This is a genomic window from Roseibium album (assembly GCF_001404515.1).
Classification (GTDB): domain Bacteria; phylum Pseudomonadota; class Alphaproteobacteria; order Rhizobiales; family Stappiaceae; genus Roseibium; species Roseibium album.
On the sequence record NZ_CXWE01000004.1, the window covers coordinates 92,233 to 110,548 of the forward strand.

At 55.8% G+C, this 18,316-nt stretch carries 17 protein-coding genes; 10 read left to right on the forward strand and 7 right to left on the reverse strand.

Features of this window, described 5'->3' with window-relative positions; translation table 11 throughout:
- Positions 1 to 26: 26 nt before the first annotated feature.
- The 4 genes from LA5095_RS13615 to LA5095_RS13630 all read right to left on the reverse strand — a co-directional run bounded on the left by LA5095_RS13615 (position 27) and on the right by LA5095_RS13630 (position 5,095).
- Positions 27 to 1,196: an AAA family ATPase gene (locus tag LA5095_RS13615; RefSeq protein WP_055115871.1), complete on the reverse strand. Its 1,170-nt coding sequence runs from the start codon at positions 1,194 to 1,196 to the stop codon at positions 27 to 29.
- A complete protein-coding gene (locus LA5095_RS13620) occupies positions 1,183 to 2,001 on the reverse strand; it encodes an RNA ligase family protein (protein ID WP_055115873.1) in 819 nt (272 codons plus the stop codon). The genes LA5095_RS13615 and LA5095_RS13620 overlap by 14 nt, the downstream gene beginning before the upstream one ends.
- A gap of 330 nt (positions 2,002 to 2,331) precedes the next feature.
- Entirely contained in the window at positions 2,332 to 2,988 is a 657-nt protein-coding gene (locus LA5095_RS13625; protein ID WP_055115874.1) for an HAD family hydrolase, read from the reverse strand.
- A gap of 94 nt (positions 2,989 to 3,082) precedes the next feature.
- A complete protein-coding gene (locus LA5095_RS13630) occupies positions 3,083 to 5,095 on the reverse strand; it encodes an acetyl-CoA carboxylase biotin carboxylase subunit (RefSeq protein ID WP_055115876.1) in 2,013 nt (670 codons plus the stop codon).
- Positions 5,096 to 5,515: 420 nt separating this feature from the next.
- Here LA5095_RS13630 and LA5095_RS13635 point away from each other — a divergent pair, with 420 nt between their 5' ends.
- Positions 5,516 to 5,830 carry a hypothetical protein gene (locus LA5095_RS13635; protein WP_029061813.1) on the forward strand — a complete coding sequence of 105 codons (315 nt, stop codon included), beginning with the start codon at positions 5,516 to 5,518 and terminating at the stop codon, positions 5,828 to 5,830.
- A 67-nt stretch (positions 5,831 to 5,897) separates the two neighbouring features.
- Here LA5095_RS13635 and LA5095_RS13640 read toward each other — a convergent pair whose 3' ends face one another.
- A complete protein-coding gene (locus LA5095_RS13640; RefSeq protein ID WP_055116816.1) occupies positions 5,898 to 7,430 on the reverse strand; it encodes an acyl-CoA carboxylase subunit beta in 1,533 nt (510 codons plus the stop codon).
- A gap of 259 nt (positions 7,431 to 7,689) precedes the next feature.
- On the opposite strand from LA5095_RS13640, the gene LA5095_RS13645 reads away from it, so the two are divergent.
- The 6 genes from LA5095_RS13645 (at position 7,690) to mgtE (ending at position 14,391) form a co-directional block, all read left to right on the forward strand.
- Entirely contained in the window at positions 7,690 to 8,694 is a 1,005-nt protein-coding gene (locus LA5095_RS13645) for a hypothetical protein (protein WP_055115878.1), read from the forward strand.
- 120 nt (positions 8,695 to 8,814) lie between these two features.
- Complete coding sequence (locus LA5095_RS13650) at positions 8,815 to 10,239, forward strand: circularly permuted type 2 ATP-grasp protein (RefSeq protein WP_029061810.1); 1,425 nt, start codon at positions 8,815 to 8,817, stop codon at positions 10,237 to 10,239.
- Between the two features lie 6 nt (positions 10,240 to 10,245).
- Entirely contained in the window at positions 10,246 to 11,196 is a 951-nt protein-coding gene (locus tag LA5095_RS13655) for an alpha-E domain-containing protein (protein ID WP_055115880.1), read from the forward strand.
- Between the two features lie 27 nt (positions 11,197 to 11,223).
- Positions 11,224 to 12,042 (forward strand): transglutaminase family protein, encoded by an 819-nt coding sequence (locus tag LA5095_RS13660; protein WP_055115882.1) that lies wholly within the window; start codon positions 11,224 to 11,226, stop codon positions 12,040 to 12,042.
- A gap of 126 nt (positions 12,043 to 12,168) precedes the next feature.
- Positions 12,169 to 12,900: a proteasome-type protease gene (locus LA5095_RS13665; protein WP_055115884.1), complete on the forward strand. Its 732-nt coding sequence runs from the start codon at positions 12,169 to 12,171 to the stop codon at positions 12,898 to 12,900.
- Between the two features lie 72 nt (positions 12,901 to 12,972).
- The gene (mgtE, locus tag LA5095_RS13670) at positions 12,973 to 14,391 is read left to right on the forward strand and encodes a magnesium transporter (RefSeq protein WP_055115887.1); all 1,419 of its coding nucleotides are present in this window, start codon (positions 12,973 to 12,975) and stop codon (positions 14,389 to 14,391) included.
- Between the two features lie 16 nt (positions 14,392 to 14,407).
- Here the strand turns inward: mgtE and LA5095_RS13675 are convergent, their stop codons facing one another.
- Positions 14,408 to 15,181 (reverse strand): ATP12 family chaperone protein, encoded by a 774-nt coding sequence (locus tag LA5095_RS13675; RefSeq protein ID WP_055115889.1) that lies wholly within the window; start codon positions 15,179 to 15,181, stop codon positions 14,408 to 14,410.
- A complete protein-coding gene (locus LA5095_RS13680) occupies positions 15,181 to 15,861 on the reverse strand; it encodes an HAD-IA family hydrolase (protein ID WP_055116818.1) in 681 nt (226 codons plus the stop codon). The genes LA5095_RS13675 and LA5095_RS13680 overlap by 1 nt, the downstream gene beginning before the upstream one ends.
- A 410-nt stretch (positions 15,862 to 16,271) precedes the next feature.
- On the opposite strand from LA5095_RS13680, the gene LA5095_RS13685 reads away from it, so the two are divergent.
- From LA5095_RS13685 to LA5095_RS13690, 3 genes are all read left to right on the forward strand, one after another.
- Positions 16,272 to 17,525 (forward strand): DUF2778 domain-containing protein, encoded by a 1,254-nt coding sequence (locus tag LA5095_RS13685; protein WP_055115891.1) that lies wholly within the window; start codon positions 16,272 to 16,274, stop codon positions 17,523 to 17,525.
- 66 nt (positions 17,526 to 17,591) lie between these two features.
- Positions 17,592 to 17,762, forward strand: a complete 171-nt coding sequence (locus LA5095_RS32915; RefSeq protein WP_172670694.1) for a hypothetical protein — start codon at positions 17,592 to 17,594, stop codon at positions 17,760 to 17,762.
- Between the two features lie 54 nt (positions 17,763 to 17,816).
- On the forward strand, positions 17,817 to 18,311 hold the full coding sequence (locus tag LA5095_RS13690) for a P-loop nucleotide/nucleoside kinase family protein (protein WP_055115893.1): 495 nt from the start codon (positions 17,817 to 17,819) through the stop codon (positions 18,309 to 18,311).
- The last annotated feature ends 5 nt before the right edge of the window (positions 18,312 to 18,316 follow it).

Sequence of the window (18,316 nt, forward strand, 5' to 3'; positions counted from 1 at the left end):
AACTCCGAGAGCCGGGCTTTCCCGATCTACGACATCATGTCGAAGTGCTCGACATTCCGAATTACCTCATGCGCTTCTGTCTCACCCGGTGGTTCAAGTTTCTGCACAAGATTGGTCAATGCGGTATCCGGTATGGCCGCAGACCTGTTCAGGTTCTGATCGTAAAGCACGGCCAATGATGGCTCCACGTAGACGATTTCGACGCGAGCGCCGTATTCTCTGAACAAACGGATGGGTTTGCCCCTGAGTTGTTCGGAGATGTTGGTGGCATTCCAGACGAAGTCCTGTCCCTTTCGCAGATAAGAGCGCGCCAGTTCGTAGGCGGCCTGTATCACCCTTCCCTGGTTGCCGGTCGCCCGCCCGCCCATGCTTTCTCGAACCGTATCGAGGCTGACAACAGGCAGGTCAGGTCGATTTGACCGGATCCAGGTGTCTTTCCCCGCACCGGGCAGTCCCGACATGAGGGTGACATTGCAATTGAAGCTTTCGTAGGCTTCGAAAAAAGGATCCCGATCCTGTTTTTCAAAAAAAGCAACACGGCTCTCGTCATTGGCGAAGGCAAACGGTTCGCGGAGACTGCCGTTTTCCTCAAACAGCTGTTCGGCCAGGGCAACGTTGTCCAGAATGGACCGCTGATCTGCACAAATGCGACCCATTGCGTCGGCTTCGGCATGAAGACAAACAAGGTCAGCCTGGCATTTCCAGGAGGTCTTGATGGCCTGCCTTTGGCAGTCTTCCCGTTCGATAAGCCAGAATGGAATCTGATGGCAGACAATCAATCCGCAGACTTGCTCCCGCCAATCGAACGGGGCTCCGGCTTCCCACAACAGATGCCTTGCGATTCGCGCACCGAGCCTCGAATGCCCCCGCGACGAAATGCGACCATTTCCCTCAAAGCTCGTGGTCGCCGGTTTGCCGATGTCGTGGAGAACCGCAGCCCAGAAAACGCAGGAGCGTTGCCTGGTTGAAAGGTCCCGCCAACGCTGCAGCGACACCAGGGCCTCCACGACCATACGTGTATGGGTTCCGACATCGCCTTCGCCGTGATAGTGCGGGTCCTGGGGACAACTGTCCAGGGCACCGAGATGTTGCCAGAGCGGCCAAATCCGCTGCCAGTCCACCTTCCATACCGGCGCGGTCGGTACAAGTTCAAGGAGGGCCCCATAGGAGGTCCGAGCAGGCTTACTCGTGCTCATCATACGCTCCTTTCACGCCCAGAACCGCCGCAAAGATATCAATGCCATCGGCAAGTTGATTGGGCAGGATCGGTCGCGACTGCCAGTGACTGTCGGAATCTGAGAGAGTTTGGATGAACCCTCCCCTGACAAATTTGAACCTGTCCAGAACAAATCTCTCATCTTCCGTCTTGATGTAGAGACCTTCCGCGAGATCGCTGTCTTCCGTTTGCTGGTCGACCATATCAAGCCGGTTTTTCGAGGCTTCCGCCGCCCGCTTCAAGGCGTCCTGCCATTCCGCCGACTTGTAGAGAGACGGCTTCATCAGTTTCTCCACTTGCGCGACAGAGGTCAGTTGTCCGTCATGAACAACTGGCACCGGCATGACGGGAAGCCCTCCGAGCAGGTTTCTTCGACCAGTGGTACTGAGAAAACGGGCTTCTTCCCGGTCGTAGACATCAAACTCGAGAAAGTAGTGCGGCAGCCGATCGTAGAAGCTCGTATGTTTGGCATAGAGCCACTCACCAAACATGATGTACCGCGTTCCAAGCACTTCGCAGAATGCCGACGCGTGAATGGATGCCCATGTTTTGAGGAGGTTGAAATGGCGTTCGCGATGACCGCCGGTCAGGTAGTGGCCGCGACTTTGAAGGCGCAGTTCTCCATTTGCACTGAAGGAAACAGCACAGTTGGCACCGTCGATCTTTTCTTCGACAACAACGGGTATGCCCGCCAGTTCTGTGACAGGCTTGTCTTCGCCAATGTCACCCTGCTGAAGACGCGACCCCTCCAAGTGCCGCGTGCGCGGGTATTTCACAAGTTCCATGATATCGCTCGATCTTGTCCGGACGAAATCAACCCAATAGGTCAAGCGCCATCAATCGCCGTATTAACAGGCGTTAAACAACTTGTCTGGTCTGACGTCCGGTATTGCAAAATCGTCAATCCCTATCTTTCGGATCGACTTGTTTTCGGCAAAGTGCGCGAGCGGATTACATCTTGAATGCTCAAAAATTCGAGTTGTTTGTCCCTGCTCTTCTACAATGATCAGAGTGTTGCGAAAAGCCGGACATGGTCTGCAATGTCCAATTGCCTGCAACATGAGGAGAATTGGCAACAGACAAAATCTTGCACTTTCCGGATGGAACGTCTGGAATCAAGCCGCTTTCTGCACGAGTTGCAGGATTTCGGAGGGCTTTGCCGCGACCAGAACCGGCCCTTCCCCTTCCAGTTCCTCACGACTTCCATAGCCCCAGAGAACACCGATACCGGCAACGCCGTTCGCATTTGCCCCGATAAGGTCATGCTTTCGATCACCGATCATCAACGTTTGCGCGGCAGACAATCTCTCTTCTTCCAGAATATGGGCGATAAGGTCTGCCTTGGCGGACCGGTGTCCGCTCAATTCGGAACCGTAGACCTTGCCGAAATGCGGCATCATGTCGAAATGTTCGACAATTTTTCCCGCATAGGCATGCGGCTTCGAGGTACACACGTGGAGATCAAGACCGGCCTTTCGCAACGCCTCGAGCAGGTTGGTAATCCCGTCGATAAGCGTGTTTTCGTAAAGCCCCGAAACCGTATACCGCTCCCGGTAGTAAGCAACCGCTCTATCCTGCACCGAGCGATCACCCGTGTTCAGCAAAACCTCGAAACTCTCCCAGAGCGGAGGGCCAATACACCAGTGAAGATCCTTTGCCTCGGGCACAGGCGCGTCCATCTTTTCCAGTGCGTACTGGATGGACCGTGTAATGCCGTCAAATGGATCTGTGAGTGTACCATCAAGATCGAACAACAGGGTCTTGTAAGGCATGGATCCTCGATGACTACCGATGGAATCGGCCCGGACAGAAGTGTCGCGGGCCGCTGCATTAGAACCGGAAAGAAGACCCTGTCAATCTTTCGCGTCAGGAAAATTCCATGATGACGGCGTCAACGGCGAGACTGTCTCCCGGCGTCGCCTTGATGGCAGAAATCACACAGTCGCGCTCAGCACGGAGCACGTTTTCCATCTTCATTGCCTCGACGACCGCCAGCTGTTCGCCCGCCTTGACTTCCTGGCCTTCTTCCACCGCGATAGATACAACGAGCCCTGGCATCGGACAGAGCAGCATCCTGGATGTGTCCGGTGGCAATTTCTCCGGCATCAACCCGTCAAGCTCTGCAACACGCGGCGTCATCACACTCGCGACAACGGAATAACCCTGCCAATCGAGGCGGTATCCGCCGGTGACCGGCCGCACCTGCACTGTCACATCCCTGGAGCCGACTTTCCCGGACCAGAGAACATCACCGGGACACCAGTCAGATTTGACATTCATGATCGGACCGTCACCGATGGCAACATCCAGTTCGACCGGTGTGCCCGGGAACCCGGCGGCGAGCCGGATGGGCACGTAGGTCTTGTCCAGTTTGACGACCCAATCCTCTCGAACATCCCCTGAATGCGGCCGGAGCCGTCCGGGAAGATGGTCGAGCCGTTCTCGTTCCAGAGCACCCATAGACAAGGCGACCGCGGCAAGCACCGAATACGCGGGATCGTCCGGAACTGCCGGCAAGAACCCGTCCGGATATTCATCGGCGATGAAACTCGTTGCAAGGTCGCCCGAGCGCCAGCGTGGATGGTTCATCAAGGCGGTCAGGAACGGGACATTGTGCTGGATGCCATCGACATAGAAAGCATCAAGCGCGGAACTCATCGCATCGATCGCTTCATCCCGGGTCGGAGCATGCGTGATCAGCTTGGCGATCATCGGATCGTAGAACATGGAAATTTCCGACCCCTCGACGACACCCGTATCGTTGCGGATCGTCACATCCTCGCCGGCGACTTCTTCAGGCGGCTGGTACCGGACAAGACGCCCTATGGAGGGAAGGAAATTGCGGTAAGGATCTTCCGCATAGATGCGGCTTTCAACCGACCAGCCGTTCAATTGCACCTCATCCTGGGTCAGGGCGAGTTTTTCACCGGCCGCGACACGGATCATCTGCTCCACGAGATCGACACCGGTAATCAGTTCGGTAACCGGATGCTCTACCTGCAGGCGCGTGTTCATTTCCAGGAAGAAAAAGCTTTTGTCCTGTCCTGCAACAAATTCGACAGTTCCGGCACTGTCATAGTCGACGGCCTTGGCAAGAGCCACGGCCTGCTCGCCCATCTTTCGGCGGGTTTCCTCGTCCAGAAGCGGTGATGGAGCTTCCTCTATCACTTTCTGGTTCCGCCGCTGAATGGAACACTCACGTTCACCAAGGTAAATCGCGTTGCCGTGCTTGTCGCCCAGAACCTGGATTTCAATGTGCCGCGGGTTTTCAATGAACTTCTCGATAAAGACCCGGTCGTCGCCGAAGGAAGACGCAGCTTCCGATTTCGATCTGGCGTAACCGTCCCTTACTTCGTCGGCGTTCCAGGCAATTCTCATGCCCTTGCCGCCACCGCCGGCCGATGCCTTGATCATGACCGGAAAACCGATGTCCTTTGCGATTTCGACGGCCTGCTCGGGTGTCTCGATGACACCCAGATGCCCGGGAACCGTGCTCACATTTGCGTCGTTGGCGAATTTCTTTGACTCGATCTTGTCGCCCATCGCCTCGATCGCCCTGGTATTGGGGCCAATCCAGACAATGCCTTCTTTCGCCAGAGCGCCGGGAAAGCTCGAACGTTCCGACAAGAAGCCGTAACCGGGATGCACGGCCTCGGCGCCGGTCTGCTTGCAGGCCTCGATGATTTTTTCGGCGACCAGGTAGGACTCCGCTGCCGTCGCCGGGCCAATATGGACGGCCTCATCTGCCAATTCGACATGAAGCGCATCCCGATCCGCGTCCGAGTAGACCGCGACAGTGCTGATCCCCATGCGCCGCGCCGTTTTCATGACCCGGCAAGCGATCTCGCCCCGGTTGGCAACAAGAATTTTCGAAAACATGTATTTCCACCCAACTGGATCATTTTCTCGTTTGTAGGCCGCACACCAAACCAGCGCAACTTATCCAAAGGGCGAGAGGTGGTAATACGGATGGCTGGGATAGGTGCGGGAAAGAACCAGTGCCGCTGCGACGCACATGCCGACGACCTTCAGGATTTACCCCGCGTGCGCCAGGCGCGAGCCAGGTAGTGGCCGACATCGGCATTCATGCGGTTCGTGAGGAAACTTACGCTGGTGCATCAGTCGGTTAAATGGCACTTTATGTGGTGCCGATCACACTACTTACACAATGCCTAAAGCACACTTGAAAGTGTAGAGCGCCCCTGAACGGGCGTGACTAGTTTTATGACAGGGTGAAGTCTGAAACCCGAAATGGGGTTGGGCTTGTCTTTTCAAAGCCAGACACCAACGGAGGCAGAGATGAAAAAGTACCGTTTAGCGACCGTTGCTCTAATGCTCGGAAGCATCTTTATGGCAACCGCCGCCGAAGCCAGGCCGGACCTGCGCCAGATGTCCTGCCAGCAGGCACAGAATATGGTGAGACAGCATGGCGCCGTGGTTTTTACAACCGGTCAGCACACCTATTCGATGTTTGTCTCGAACAGAAGTTACTGCGACTTCAATCAGGAACTTTTCGTTCAGTATGGCCCGACACGCGACCATCGCAAATGTCCGGTCGCCTACGAATGCAAGGAACCGCTTTTCCCGCGAGGTGGCTTCAATCGCTGGAACTGATGCGATACGGGCCGGTTGAACCGGCCCGCACTCGTTAGTCACTGTCCTGGAAATCAAGGCCCTGTGTTCAGAGCGGAATATTGTCGTGCTTTTTCCACGGCATCTCGTCTTGTTTTGACCGCAGCAAGGCCAGCCCTTTGGCAACACGCCTCCGCGTTGAATGCGGTCGGATGACATCGTCGATATAGCCGCGCTCTGCTGCCACGAACGGATTTGCGAAACGGTCTTCGTAGTCCTTCGTCCGTTGAGCAATCCTGTCTGTGTCACCCAATTCGGAACGATAGAGAATTTCAACCGCGCCCTTGGCTCCCATCACCGCAATTTCCGCACTTGGCCAGGCATAGTTCAGATCGCCGCGAATATGCTTTGAGCTCATCACGTCGTAAGCACCGCCGTAGGCCTTTCGGGTGATCACCGTAATTTTCGGCACCGTCGCCTCGGCGTAAGCAAACAACAACTTGGCGCCGTGTTTGATCAGACCGCCATATTCCTGTGCGGTTCCAGGGAGGAATCCGGGAACGTCGACAAAAGTCACGATCGGTATGTTGAAACAGTCGCAAAAACGTACGAAACGTGCGGCTTTCCGGCTGGCGTCGGAATCCAGCACACCTGCAAGCACCATCGGCTGGTTTGCGATGATCCCGACCGACCGGCCTTCCATGCGCCCGAACCCGGTAATGATATTGCCGGCAAAATTCTTCTGGATCTCGAAGAAGTCCCCTTCATCGACAGTCTTCAGGACAAGTTCGCGCATGTCATACGGCTTGTTCGGATTGTCAGGGATAAGTGTATCCAGGCTCGTGTCGATGCGATCCGGGTCATCGAAATGTGTCAATTCCGGCAGATCTGCCTGATTGTTCATCGGCAGGAAATCGATCAGCCGGCGCATCTCCAAGAGTGCCTCGACATCGTTGTCAAAAGCTCCGTCAGCTATCGATGATTTCACGGTGTGAACAGAAGCTCCGCCGAGTTCTTCAGCGGTCACGGTTTCATTGGTCACGGTCTTCACGACATCGGGCCCGGTGACGAACATGTAAGACGTGTCACGCACCATGAAAATGAAATCGGTCATGGCGGGCGAATAGACATCGCCACCGGCACATGGCCCCATGATCAGGGAAATCTGAGGAATCACTCCGGACGCCAGCACATTGCGCTGAAACACTTCACCATAGCCGCCCAGCGCCGCGACGCCTTCCTGAATGCGTGCGCCGCCTGCATCGAACAAGCCGATGATCGGCGCCCTGTTGCGGAGTGCCATGTCCTGCAGCTTGGTAATCTTTTCGGCATGCGTTTCCGACAGCGATCCACCGAAAACGGTGAAATCCTTGGAAAACACATAAACGGTGCGTCCATTGACCGTGCCCCAGCCTGTCACAACGCCATCGCCAGGAATGTGCTGCTCTTCCATACCGAATTCGGTACAGCGATGCTGCTTGAACATGTCGAATTCTTCGAAGGACCCTTCGTCGAGCAGGACCTCGATCCGTTCACGCGCCGTCAGCTTGCCTTTGGAGTGCTGCGAATCTATCCGGCGTTGACCACCACCAAGTCGAGCCGTGTCGCGCCGCTGTTCCAATTCGGCCAGAACTTCTTTCATCCGGTCCTCCCAATTCTCATTCACAGAGGCCGTAACATGTTCCAGGTTCAAGGCAAAGTCAGCACATGGGCTTATGGGAGACTACGTCAATCCTCAAAAACCGGCGAATTTGAGGGAAATTTACAAAGGTTTTCGTTACACCGTTGTGTTTTGCCGAAGGGGATAGGATTATCGGGTCTGACGCAGCGTAATTGTTCATTTTCCGAGGTTTTATCATGTGAATTAGGGCGGCCTTTGCAGCCCCGCAGGAGGATTTGAAATGTCTTTATATAATCCCGACACGACCTGGATCGCGCTTTTGGGCGGTGGATTTTCCGGTTCGGTACTCGCCGGTGGCAGTGTTTTTCAATTCGATCTCTGGAACATGGGAAGCAAGCGGTTGCCCGTACAGGTGCTCGTGGTCGGAAAAAGAGCCGGCATCATGGCTGAAATCGGATCAGCTTTTGCCTTGCTGCTGGTGACCGGGTGCAAGACCGAAAGGGAGATGGACGGCATCACGTCGTCGGGTGTCGATTGGGAAGCGTCATTGGTTGGAGATCTGGACGCCAGCATCAAGTCCGGGGCCAAGCTTTTCAAGGAAGTCATGAAGCATGCGGGCAAAAAGACCGGCGAGTGGGCCGTTCAGGAATCCGGCAAGCGATTGGCTCAATACATTACAAACGATCTTGGTGTCGTTAAATCCGGACCGCAATTCAATCTGCTCCCCACCCCTCTTTCCGTTTCCGCCGGCGCCGGTATCTTTTATGAATGGCAGAAGCTGCATCTGCTCGATAACGAAATCGGCTGGAATTACATTTCTCCTAAGTATTCGGTCGAGAACAAGGGCGGTGCGGTCTACATGCAAATGAAGGACATTCCGGTCAAGGACGGAACAACCATTCACCTCGGTTTCGGCGTGTCGGAGTGGCTTTCCATCGATCCGGACATCAGATGGGCGCCGACGCGAGGTGGTCCAAGTATCGGCCGCAGCAAACTGCATATTGATTGTGTGGTCTACGGCGGTGTTTTGTATCAGTCCCGCAACAAAGGCAGCCATCCCGGCATCAACTTGAGCCAGCTCCAGCCTGCGGGGCGCAGCGAAACCGGAATGTTATCGGTTACGCAGACGAAAGAAGTCGCCAAAAGCGGCAAGCTGACCATTTATCCGAAAATCTTCAAGTTCACCAACTACGCCTATTGGAGTGCCGACGACACAATGAAGGTCCATGTGGACAGCAAGGGACAATTCACAAAGGTCGAAGGCACAGCCAGTTACAGAGACTAGATGTCTTCTGAGTGACATGACTGCCTAAACACTGGGCAACTGCGCCGCGAGAATGTTCTTTGACACCTCCCGGAATTTTGCCATGATTGCGAAACAAGCAAACAAGGCTAAGGGGAGGCAATGGCGGACGATCGGACTTTCTTCAATGAAATGCTCGACGATGCCGGTGGCGCACGCTCGCCCTATTCAAGGCTGGCCACGTGGCTCGAAGATAAACCGGCAAATTTTCTGACCAAAAAAAGCCGGGATGCGGAAATGGTGTTCCGCCGACTCGGAATTACCTTCGCAGTCTACGGCGCGCAGGAAGCAACCGAACGTTTGATACCGTTCGACCCCATACCCCGCATCATCTCTGCTTCGGAATGGCGCAGGCTTTCGGCCGGCATCGATCAGCGCGTTCGCGCCCTGAACGCTTTCATGCACGACATCTATCATCGTCAGGAGATCCTCAGGGCGGGCCGAATTCCGGCAGACCTTATCCTGCAGAACGAAGCATTTCTGCCTGAAATGGCCGGGTTCACGCCGGCACGCAAGGTCTATGCGCACATAATCGGAACGGATCTCGTACGTGTTTCCGAAAACGAATTCTACGTTCTTGAAGACAACACCCGCACGCCATCCGGCGTTTCCTACATGATGGAAAACCGGGAAACCATGATGCGTCTGTTTCCCGAACTCTTTCAGACGCACCGCGTTGCACCGGTCGAGCAATATCCCGAATTGTTGCGAAGGACATTGGAGAGTGTCGCGCCCGACCCGTCGAAGTCGGCGCAAACGATCGTATTATTGACCCCAGGCATCTACAATTCCGCATATTTCGAACACGCCTTTCTTGCCGACTCCATGGGTGTGGAACTGGTCGAGGGACGCGATCTGTTCGTCGATGCCGGCAAGGTCTTCATGCGTACGACCCGCGAACCGGAACAGGTGGATGTCATCTACCGGCGCATCGACGACGCCTTCCTTGACCCCCTCACCTTCAATCCGGACAGCATGCTGGGCGTTCCCGGACTGTTCGATGCCTATCGGGCCGGCAATGTCACGATCTGCAACGCGCCCGGAACCGGCATTGCTGACGACAAGGCAATCTACGCCTACGTTCCTGATATCATCGAGTTCTACACGGGACAGAAACCGATACTGAAGAATGTCCCGACCTGGAATTGCTCAAGAGCGGATGATCTGGCTTACGTTCTCGACAATCTGGAGAAGATCGTCGTCAAGGAAGTTCACGGCTCGGGCGGCTATGGCATGTTGATAGGCCCAACGGCGTCCAAACGCGAGATTGCGGAATTCCGGAAAGTTCTGGAGGCCACGCCTTCAAACTACATCGCGCAGCCCACCCTGGCGCTTTCCGCCTGTCCGACACATGTGGCATCCGGTGTCGCGCCGCGCCATGTGGATCTAAGGCCCTTCGTTCTGATTGGCGACCAGGTTCGCATCACCCCTGGTGGACTGACCCGCGTAGCCCTCAAGAAGGGCTCACTTGTCGTCAACTCAAGCCAGGGCGGCGGCACCAAGGACACCTGGGTACTCGAGGACTGACTGTTTATGCTCGGAAGAACCGCTTCTTCGCTGTTTTGGATGTCCCGCTACCATGAGCGCGCCCAGAACGTTGCCCGGTTGCTGGAAGTCGCCTATCGCGGGGCAATGATGTCCCACAGGGGCCAGGAACACGGAACGCACTGGACCTTCGCGCTCACCTGCTCCGGCTGCGACGCTGATTTCAGTGAAAAATACGACGAACTGAATATCCGGAATGTGACCGTTTTCCTCATGTTCTCAAAAGAGAACCCGGTAAGTGTGCGCAACAGTCTCGAACTGGCCCGCAACAATGCACGAGCTGTTCGCACCGGCATCACGGCTGAACTCTGGGAAGCTATCAACACCACGTGGATAGAATTCATCGAGGTCAATCCGCAGACGATCACGCAGGAACGGTTGCCGGACTTCCTTGCCTGGGTCAATCAGCGTGCGCACTTGTTCCGTGGAGCTCTCCTGAACACAATTCTGCGCGATGATGGTTATTTTTTCTCGCAGATGGGCAATTTCGTCGAACGGACCGACAACACCGCCCGGATCCTGAACACGCAGTATTGGGCGCTTCTGCCTGACAGCGACATTGTTGATGACGGCTCCATGGAACGATACCAATGGTCAGCCATCCTCCGGGCTCTTTCAGGCCGCAGAAGCTACCGGTTCGCCTATCCAAATGCCAGGCTCAAGGCGTTTAACATTGCCGAGTTCCTGATCTTGAGAAAGGAAATGCCGCGGTCCTTGGCCCATTGCTACAACTGGATAGCTGATACAGCCGAAGAACTTGCGCAGTTCTATAGTTCCCGGGAGCCGAGCCTGGATCTTGCCAAGGAAATCGCCAGCGGTCTATCCGAGAAACAGATGCGCGAAATCTACCATGATGGCCTGCACGATTTTCTGACCGACTTCATCGGCAAGAACAACCAATTCGCGCTGCAGCTTTCGAAAGACTACAATTTTGCCTGACCAACAAACCCTGTTTTCCGGTGCCGCATGCAACTGAAAGTCCGACACACGACCCGCTACCGCTATGACGTCCCGCTCGCCAACGCCATGCAGCAGCTGCGCCTGACTCCGGAAGACGGGCCTTCGCAAAAGGTTGTCGAATGGGAAATCGACGCACCCGGCATTGCAAGGGCGACCACCTACAAGGACGCTTTCGGCAACCGTGTACATATGGTGTCACGCAGCGAACCCGTCGAAGACGTGGAAATTACGGCGACAGGTATTGTCGATACGGTGAATACGGACGGTGTGCTCGGTCACGAACCCGATGCCGTGGTCCCACCGCGCCTCTACACCAGGGTGACCCCCCTCACCCAATCCAACCAGGCCATCCGAAGACTTGCCACCCATGCAGAAACCCACGACCGGATTTCGGGGTTTCACGCGCTCATGCACGCGATCCGGGAGAAAGTGGACTACAAGATCGGCGTTACGGAAACGCACGCGCCTGCGGCATCGGCACTGGCGGCCGGTGAAGGCGTTTGTCAGGACCACGCCCACATTTTTATCGCTGCAACCAGGTCAATTGGCGTTCCGGCCCGTTATGTATCCGGATATCTTCTTCTGGAAGACGAACAGGCCTCCGAAGCACACCATGCATGGGCGGAAGTCCTGATTGAAGGGCTGGGCTGGACTGCATTTGATGTATCGAACGCCATCTGTCCGACAGATCGGTACGTTCGGCTGACAACCGGTCTTGATTCCCGTTCCGCTGCTCCCATCCGGGGCATCCGTTTCGGAGGCCTGGAGGAAAATCTTCAGGTTGAAGTCGACGTTTCCCAGGCAGCTTTTCAACAACAGCAATGAATGTCGTTTTCCAACACCCTAATCCCGGCCCACTGTGCTAAGACCAGCCGAAACAAACAAAGACCTATCTAATGTCTTCTTTCGATTGGTGTTGCAGGTCATTGGAACAGTCTGAGGGGCTCTGGGATGACGTATTGTGTCGGATTGAAACTGGATCGAGGTCTGGTGTTCGCAGCGGATACCCGCACCAATGCCGGCGTCGACAATATAGCTACCTACAAGAAACTTCATGTCTGGGAAGAGCCCGGAGAGCGCGTGATTACGCTTCTTTCGGCCGGTAATCTGGCGATAACGCAGGCTGTCGTTTCACTTCTCAGCGAACATATCACATCAGCTGACAATGACCGTGCCACGCTTTTGACGGCCAAGACCATGTTCCAGGTAGCCAGGCTTGTCGGCAGTGCGGTGCGCGAGGTCAAGGAAATTGACGGTGAGGCTCTGGCGACCAGTGCCGAGAGTTTTTTCGTGACGTTCATTCTCGGCGGACAGATCGAGGGCGAAGAACCGCGCATGTTCCAGATCTATGCGGCGGGCAACTTTATCGAAGTGGCCGAGGACACGCCGTTTCTGCAGATCGGTGAACATAAATACGGCAAGCCCATCCTCGACAGGGTAACCCGGTCTGACATGCGCCTTGGCGAAGCCGCCAAGCTCGTTCTGCTGTCTTTTGATTCGACATTGAGATCAAATCTTTCCGTCGGCACGCCGATCGACATGTTGCTCTACAACAAGGACACCTTCTCAACAGAACGCCAGGTCCGTATCGAACAGGACGACCCGTATTTTCAGAAACTTTCGCATGGCTGGTCTGAAAAACTGCGCGACGCTTTTGGAGAACTGGACGAATTCGACGTCTGAACCTTCGAAACACATGTCAGCAAGCCGTCACAAAGCAGCATTAGAAGCGGACCGATCAATCCGGAGGCCTTCATGAGCAGCACTGCGAGCGAACTTGAACCCGTCGCCTGGACAAGGGAAACGTCGCAGGAACCTCTGGAAACAAACGACGATACGCTCAAAGCCGTCAGGGAAATGATCAAGGCGGGCAAGAGAACCCAGATCGTCGAACTGCTCAAGAAATGGGATCCGATCGATGTCATGCAGTTGCTGACGCGGTTGAGATTGAAGCACGCCCGCAAACTGTTCCAGTGGCTGCCCGCAAATCCGTCGATCAAGGTCGTCGCGGAACTGCGCCCCGAATTCCGCTCGATTCTCATGGAAGCCACCACGCTTGACCAGTTTCGCGACATTCTAGCCGGTCTGGATCCGGAAGATGCCACTGAAATCCTCAACGAGTTTCCCGATGATGTAGCCGACGAACTCATCGCCCGCCTGCCGGATGTCGAGGAAATCGCGACCAGGGCTTCCTATGCCGACGATACTGCCGGCCGGGTCATGGCGCGCAAGTTCGTTGCCTTGCGAGAAGATTGTACGGCCGGGGAAGCCGTTGAACAGATGCGCGAGGAAGCCGATCGGATCCGCAAGGTTTTCACGGTTTACGTAACCGACTTTGATGGCAAGCTGACCGGCACCGTCGAAGTCGGCAAGCTACTGCTTGCACCGGACGAGCAGACGCTCGGCAAGCTGATGAACAGGGACGTGATTGCCGTTTCAACCGACACGGATCAGGAGGAAGTGCTGCGCCTTGCCCGCAAACGGGACATGCGCACAGTTCCGGTCGTGAGTGGCGAAGGTCACCTGATCGGCAGGATTACCCCAAAGCAACTGACCAGGATTGCGGCGGACGAGGCCAATGAAGATATGCTGCTGATGAGCGGTGTCTCAGGCGAAGCGCGTTCGGATGACACGGTCTTCAGAATTGTGCGCGGCCGCCTCCCCTGGCTGCTGGCCGGTCTCGTTGGTGCAAGTGTCGCGGCAACCGTGGTCGGTTCTTATGAAGATCAGCTTGCCGAAGCAGCCATCCTTGCGGCATTCATTCCCGTCACCATGTCGATGGCCGGAAATGCCGGACTTCAGGCTTCCGCTGTCGCCGTGCAGGGCATCGCCACCGGCGCACTTTGGTCGGGCGACATTTTGTTTCGTCTTGTGAAGGAATTTTTCGCGGCCTTGTTCAACGGCGCGGTTGCCGGTGTGATACTCGCAGCTCTTGTGCTGATCGCCTCCATGATCGTGCCATTGGAGGCTCCTGGCCGCCTCGCGATAGCGACGTCACTTTCGCTCCTGTGCGTCACAACGCTCGCAGCGATGGTCGGCGCGACCGTTCCCATCATTCTTGACAAGATCGGCATTGATCCCGCGATGGCGATCGGCGTTTTCATCACTTCGTCCAATGACGTTCTCGGCGTCCTGATCTTTTTCCTGATGGCGACGACGTTCTACATGTCCTGAAACCGTGCTGACGGCCTCAGGCCTTTTGCAGGATCAGGACCGCGGCATCGAATTCGGTGCGTTTGTAGGCTCGGATCTGCGCAGCCTCCGCATCTTCACCCCACCGATCGATGTTGAAGTCTTCCTCGACATGCGCTGCAGTCCATGCGTCGTCAGCGCCAAGATGGTTTTCCTTCACGGCGAGAGCCAGCAGCGCGGACCCTGTCAGACTGGTCGCCGTGTGGAGCGCGGCAAGACGAAGCGGCGTTTCATCAGATATCCTGGTCTTGAAAGAGCTCAGCAGGTGATCCGGCTGTGCTGCGTGAATGATGCCTTCAATAAGCACAAATCGCCCACCCAGTAGTCCACCGGCCCAGTCAACCACCGGATCCCAAAGATGCCGCTGGGTGTCCACGAGACTTTGAGGGTCGTCAGCCCGGTAGCACAACGCATCGTTTCCGGCAAAACCGACGATGTCATCCGCAACCTCTTCGAAACGCTCGGAAACCGCGTCCTGAGCGGAATTGGCCATCCTGGTCAGCGGCATCGTTGCGGGATTTATTTCCTTTTGCTGGACAGCCCATTCCGCCGCGACCGCCTCGGCAATAACCCGATTGGGCAAAAGCAGCGTCGCCTTTCCGGGCGTTTTCACGGTTCGGCCGTCCAACTGTATCGAATAGCCATCCTCCGTTTGTGCGCAGGATGCCACTTCATAGAAACGTTTCGGCAGTTCGCGCTTTGAAAGTTCTCTAGCGCGTTGTTCCGGATCCTTGGCCAAGTCTTCATGTAACTTATCAAGAAAATCACGCATCAGGCTGTTTCCTTGTCATATTTCAATATCTCATTCAACGCTTGATCCAGTTGATCGAAGGCGTGAATAATCTTGTCCGCTCCCTCTTCGGCGAGCCTTGAATGATCATGATACCCCCAGGTCACGCCAACCGCATGAACACCTGCAGTCCTGGCCATCGCGATATCAAAGCCAGTGTCTCCTATCATGACCGTCCTGGAGCGATCCGCACCGGTTTCGGACAAGGCGCGTTCGATCATGTCCGGGTGCGGTTTGGAGGGCGACGTATCGGCTGTCTGGATGGTTACAAACCTTCCATTCAGGTCGTGGGTCTCCTGCATGTGCCTGACCCCGCGCATGGCCTTGCCGGTCGCGACACCCAGCAAAAAGTCGTCTCTTGCATGGAGCCGCTCGATTGCCTCCTTCGCACCTGGATAGAGCGGATCCACCTCGAGCCCCTGTTTACGCCTGGAGATCTTGGACTGACGATAGGCGTCGGCCATTGCCGGCACCTTGTCCAGATGCCCACCTCCGACAAGATCCGCGAACGCTTCTTCCAGCGACCTTCCGACGATGGAAAGGGCGGTCTTGCGATCCGGCATGGGCAATCCGACAGCCTCGAACCCGACCTGTAGCCCATGAAAAATTGTATCCTGACTGTCGACCAGGGTGCCGTCGACGTCAAAAATGATCAGGTACATGATGAGCCTTTTGCAAATGCTGTAGAAGGCTCGCATGTGCAGGGTTTTGCGCTCGGGGTCAAGAGCCGTCGGACTGAACCGGGTCGTACAAGACAGATTGGCGCCGTTCCCGCCAAACACCGGGAACGAACGAGACCAAAAGGCAATCCACAGCCGGTCGCTTCAAAGCCGCTGACTTTGGGACAATTCGAAATTCGAACAACTGCCTGAAATTCGCCTCTTTATGGTGGTTTTCGAGGGGTCAGCCCTGCGTAAGGTTTGATTAACCACGTTTGTAAACCAGCCGGTTACCATAACGCTGGATACTCGTGTGCGGGTGGGCAAAGTCGATTGGGGCAGTTTGTCGCCAGATCGAAAGACTTTCGGAACGCAGTTTGAGCAACTGCGGGCAACAGGGTGGTTTTGCCTGAATGCAGCAGAATACAAATCAGACTGATCGAACGGACCGGAAGCGTGTCCATCGTGTTTTCCATGTGCTGATTGCCGGAATGGCGATCGTTCTCGGTGGTCTCATAGCCTCAGTCACGTTGTTTGATGCGCCGCGGACACCTTCCCGCGATTCCGCTGCACACGCGGCTGGCGACAGCCAGTTCTTTGCGTCGGTCACTTTCAATGACGAGACTGCCCGTGTCGGCAACTCTCAAGGCGTCGACGATCAGGCAGGAAACGAACAACAACTGATCCGATCAGCCACCGAACAACTGGGTTCCGCACTCCCGCAATTCACGAGGGAAAAAGAGGCGAAGAGCGCAGCGAAACGGAAACTTGCTGAAAAACTCGCACGGCTGAACCTTGCACTTTCGCTGACCGAGAGGCGAACGGAACCGAATGAAATTGAAACGGCCTCCGGCGTCTCCGGATCCCGCTTAACAGAACGTACGACGGCAGTGGCCGAAGAAGAAGAGATGGTAACGGGTTCGCTCCCGTCGCCCCGCGCGATTGCCAAAGATGACGTTTCCGGCACAGCCGAGACGCTTGCGGAAACTGAAGAGCCATCGAATGCTGCCGAGCCTGAACTGGAGGTCACTGCTGCGTTCTCCCATCCGGTTCCAGGCAGCAAACCGGCACCTCCTGTAGAGACGGCTCGAGCAGCGGTCGGTGATGAAAGTCAGAAACGGCAAACACCGGCTCCAGTCCTTGCCTATGCGACACCGGGAACTCCGGAAACGGAAAACAACGGTGCTTTCGGCGGTATCGGAAAGCTGTTCAGCGGTCTCAAGGGCGGTCTTCCCGGTCGTGGCCGCGGCGTAGCGGTTTATGACATCAGCGCCGCAATCGTCCACATGCCTGACGGTTCCAAGCTGGAAGCGCATTCCGGCATCGGGCATCGCAAGGACAATCCGAAATATGCGCATGTGCGAAATCTTGGCCCGACTCCACCGAATATCTATGACCTGAGAATGCGCGAAAGGCGTTTTCACGGTGTTGAGGCCATCAGGATGACGCCGCACGACAATGCGGCGATGAAAGGCCGCGATGGCATGCTGGCGCACACGCCATTGTTGCGCCGGTCAAACGGGTCGCATGGCTGTGTTGCCTTCAAGGATTACAACAAGTTCCTGAAGGCCTTCAAAGCCGGCAAGGTCAAGAAGATGATCGTCGTTCCATCCATGGATAAACTGCCGAAATACATGGCAGCTCTCAACAAGGGCGCCGGCGCATAGACGGCTTGCGGTCCGTCGGCAGATTGTTTAGAGCGGGTATTCCATCGTCCTGTCCGGAGCCTTTCCTTGACCAAGATACTGGCCGTTCTGCTGATCCTGATTGCCGCGATTCAGGTCATCAAACCCCTGGGCTGGCCTGGCCTTCAAAAACGCTCCGACGCCTGGAAGCTTGTTGCCGGCGTTGCTGCCGTCACAATCCTGTCCGTGATTGTGAGTGCACTCTTCCAGGGGCTTTGATCCGGTATTGAGGTTCGAATAGCCTTTCTCACCTGTAGCAGTTGAGACCAGCCAATGCGCAACGAGACGACCCTGCATCTGATTTGCGGAAAAGTTGCCTCGGGAAAATCGACGCTGGCGCGATCGCTGGCAGAAAATCCCGACACGATCCTGCTGCAGGAGGATGTCTGGTTATCAGGCCTTTACGCCGATCAACTCAAGACGCTGTCCGACTATGTCAGATACTCTGAAACGCTGAGAAACACGCTGGAGCCGCATATCGTGGATCTCTTGCGCGCCGGTCTTTCCGTGGTACTCGATTTTCCTGCAAACACGCTTGAATACCGGCGTTGGATGCGGCGTCTGTTTGAAACGGCAGGTTGCTCCCATCAATTGCACCTGATCGATGTTGCGGACGACATTTGCAAGCAGAGGCTTCGGGTGCGCAACGCCTCTGGAACGCACGAGTTTCAGGTTTCCGACGACCAGTTTGACCGGATCACGAGCCACTTTCAGCGGCCGTCAGACGTTGAGGGGTTCAACATCGTTGTCCATGGATCCGAACGTTAAACGGA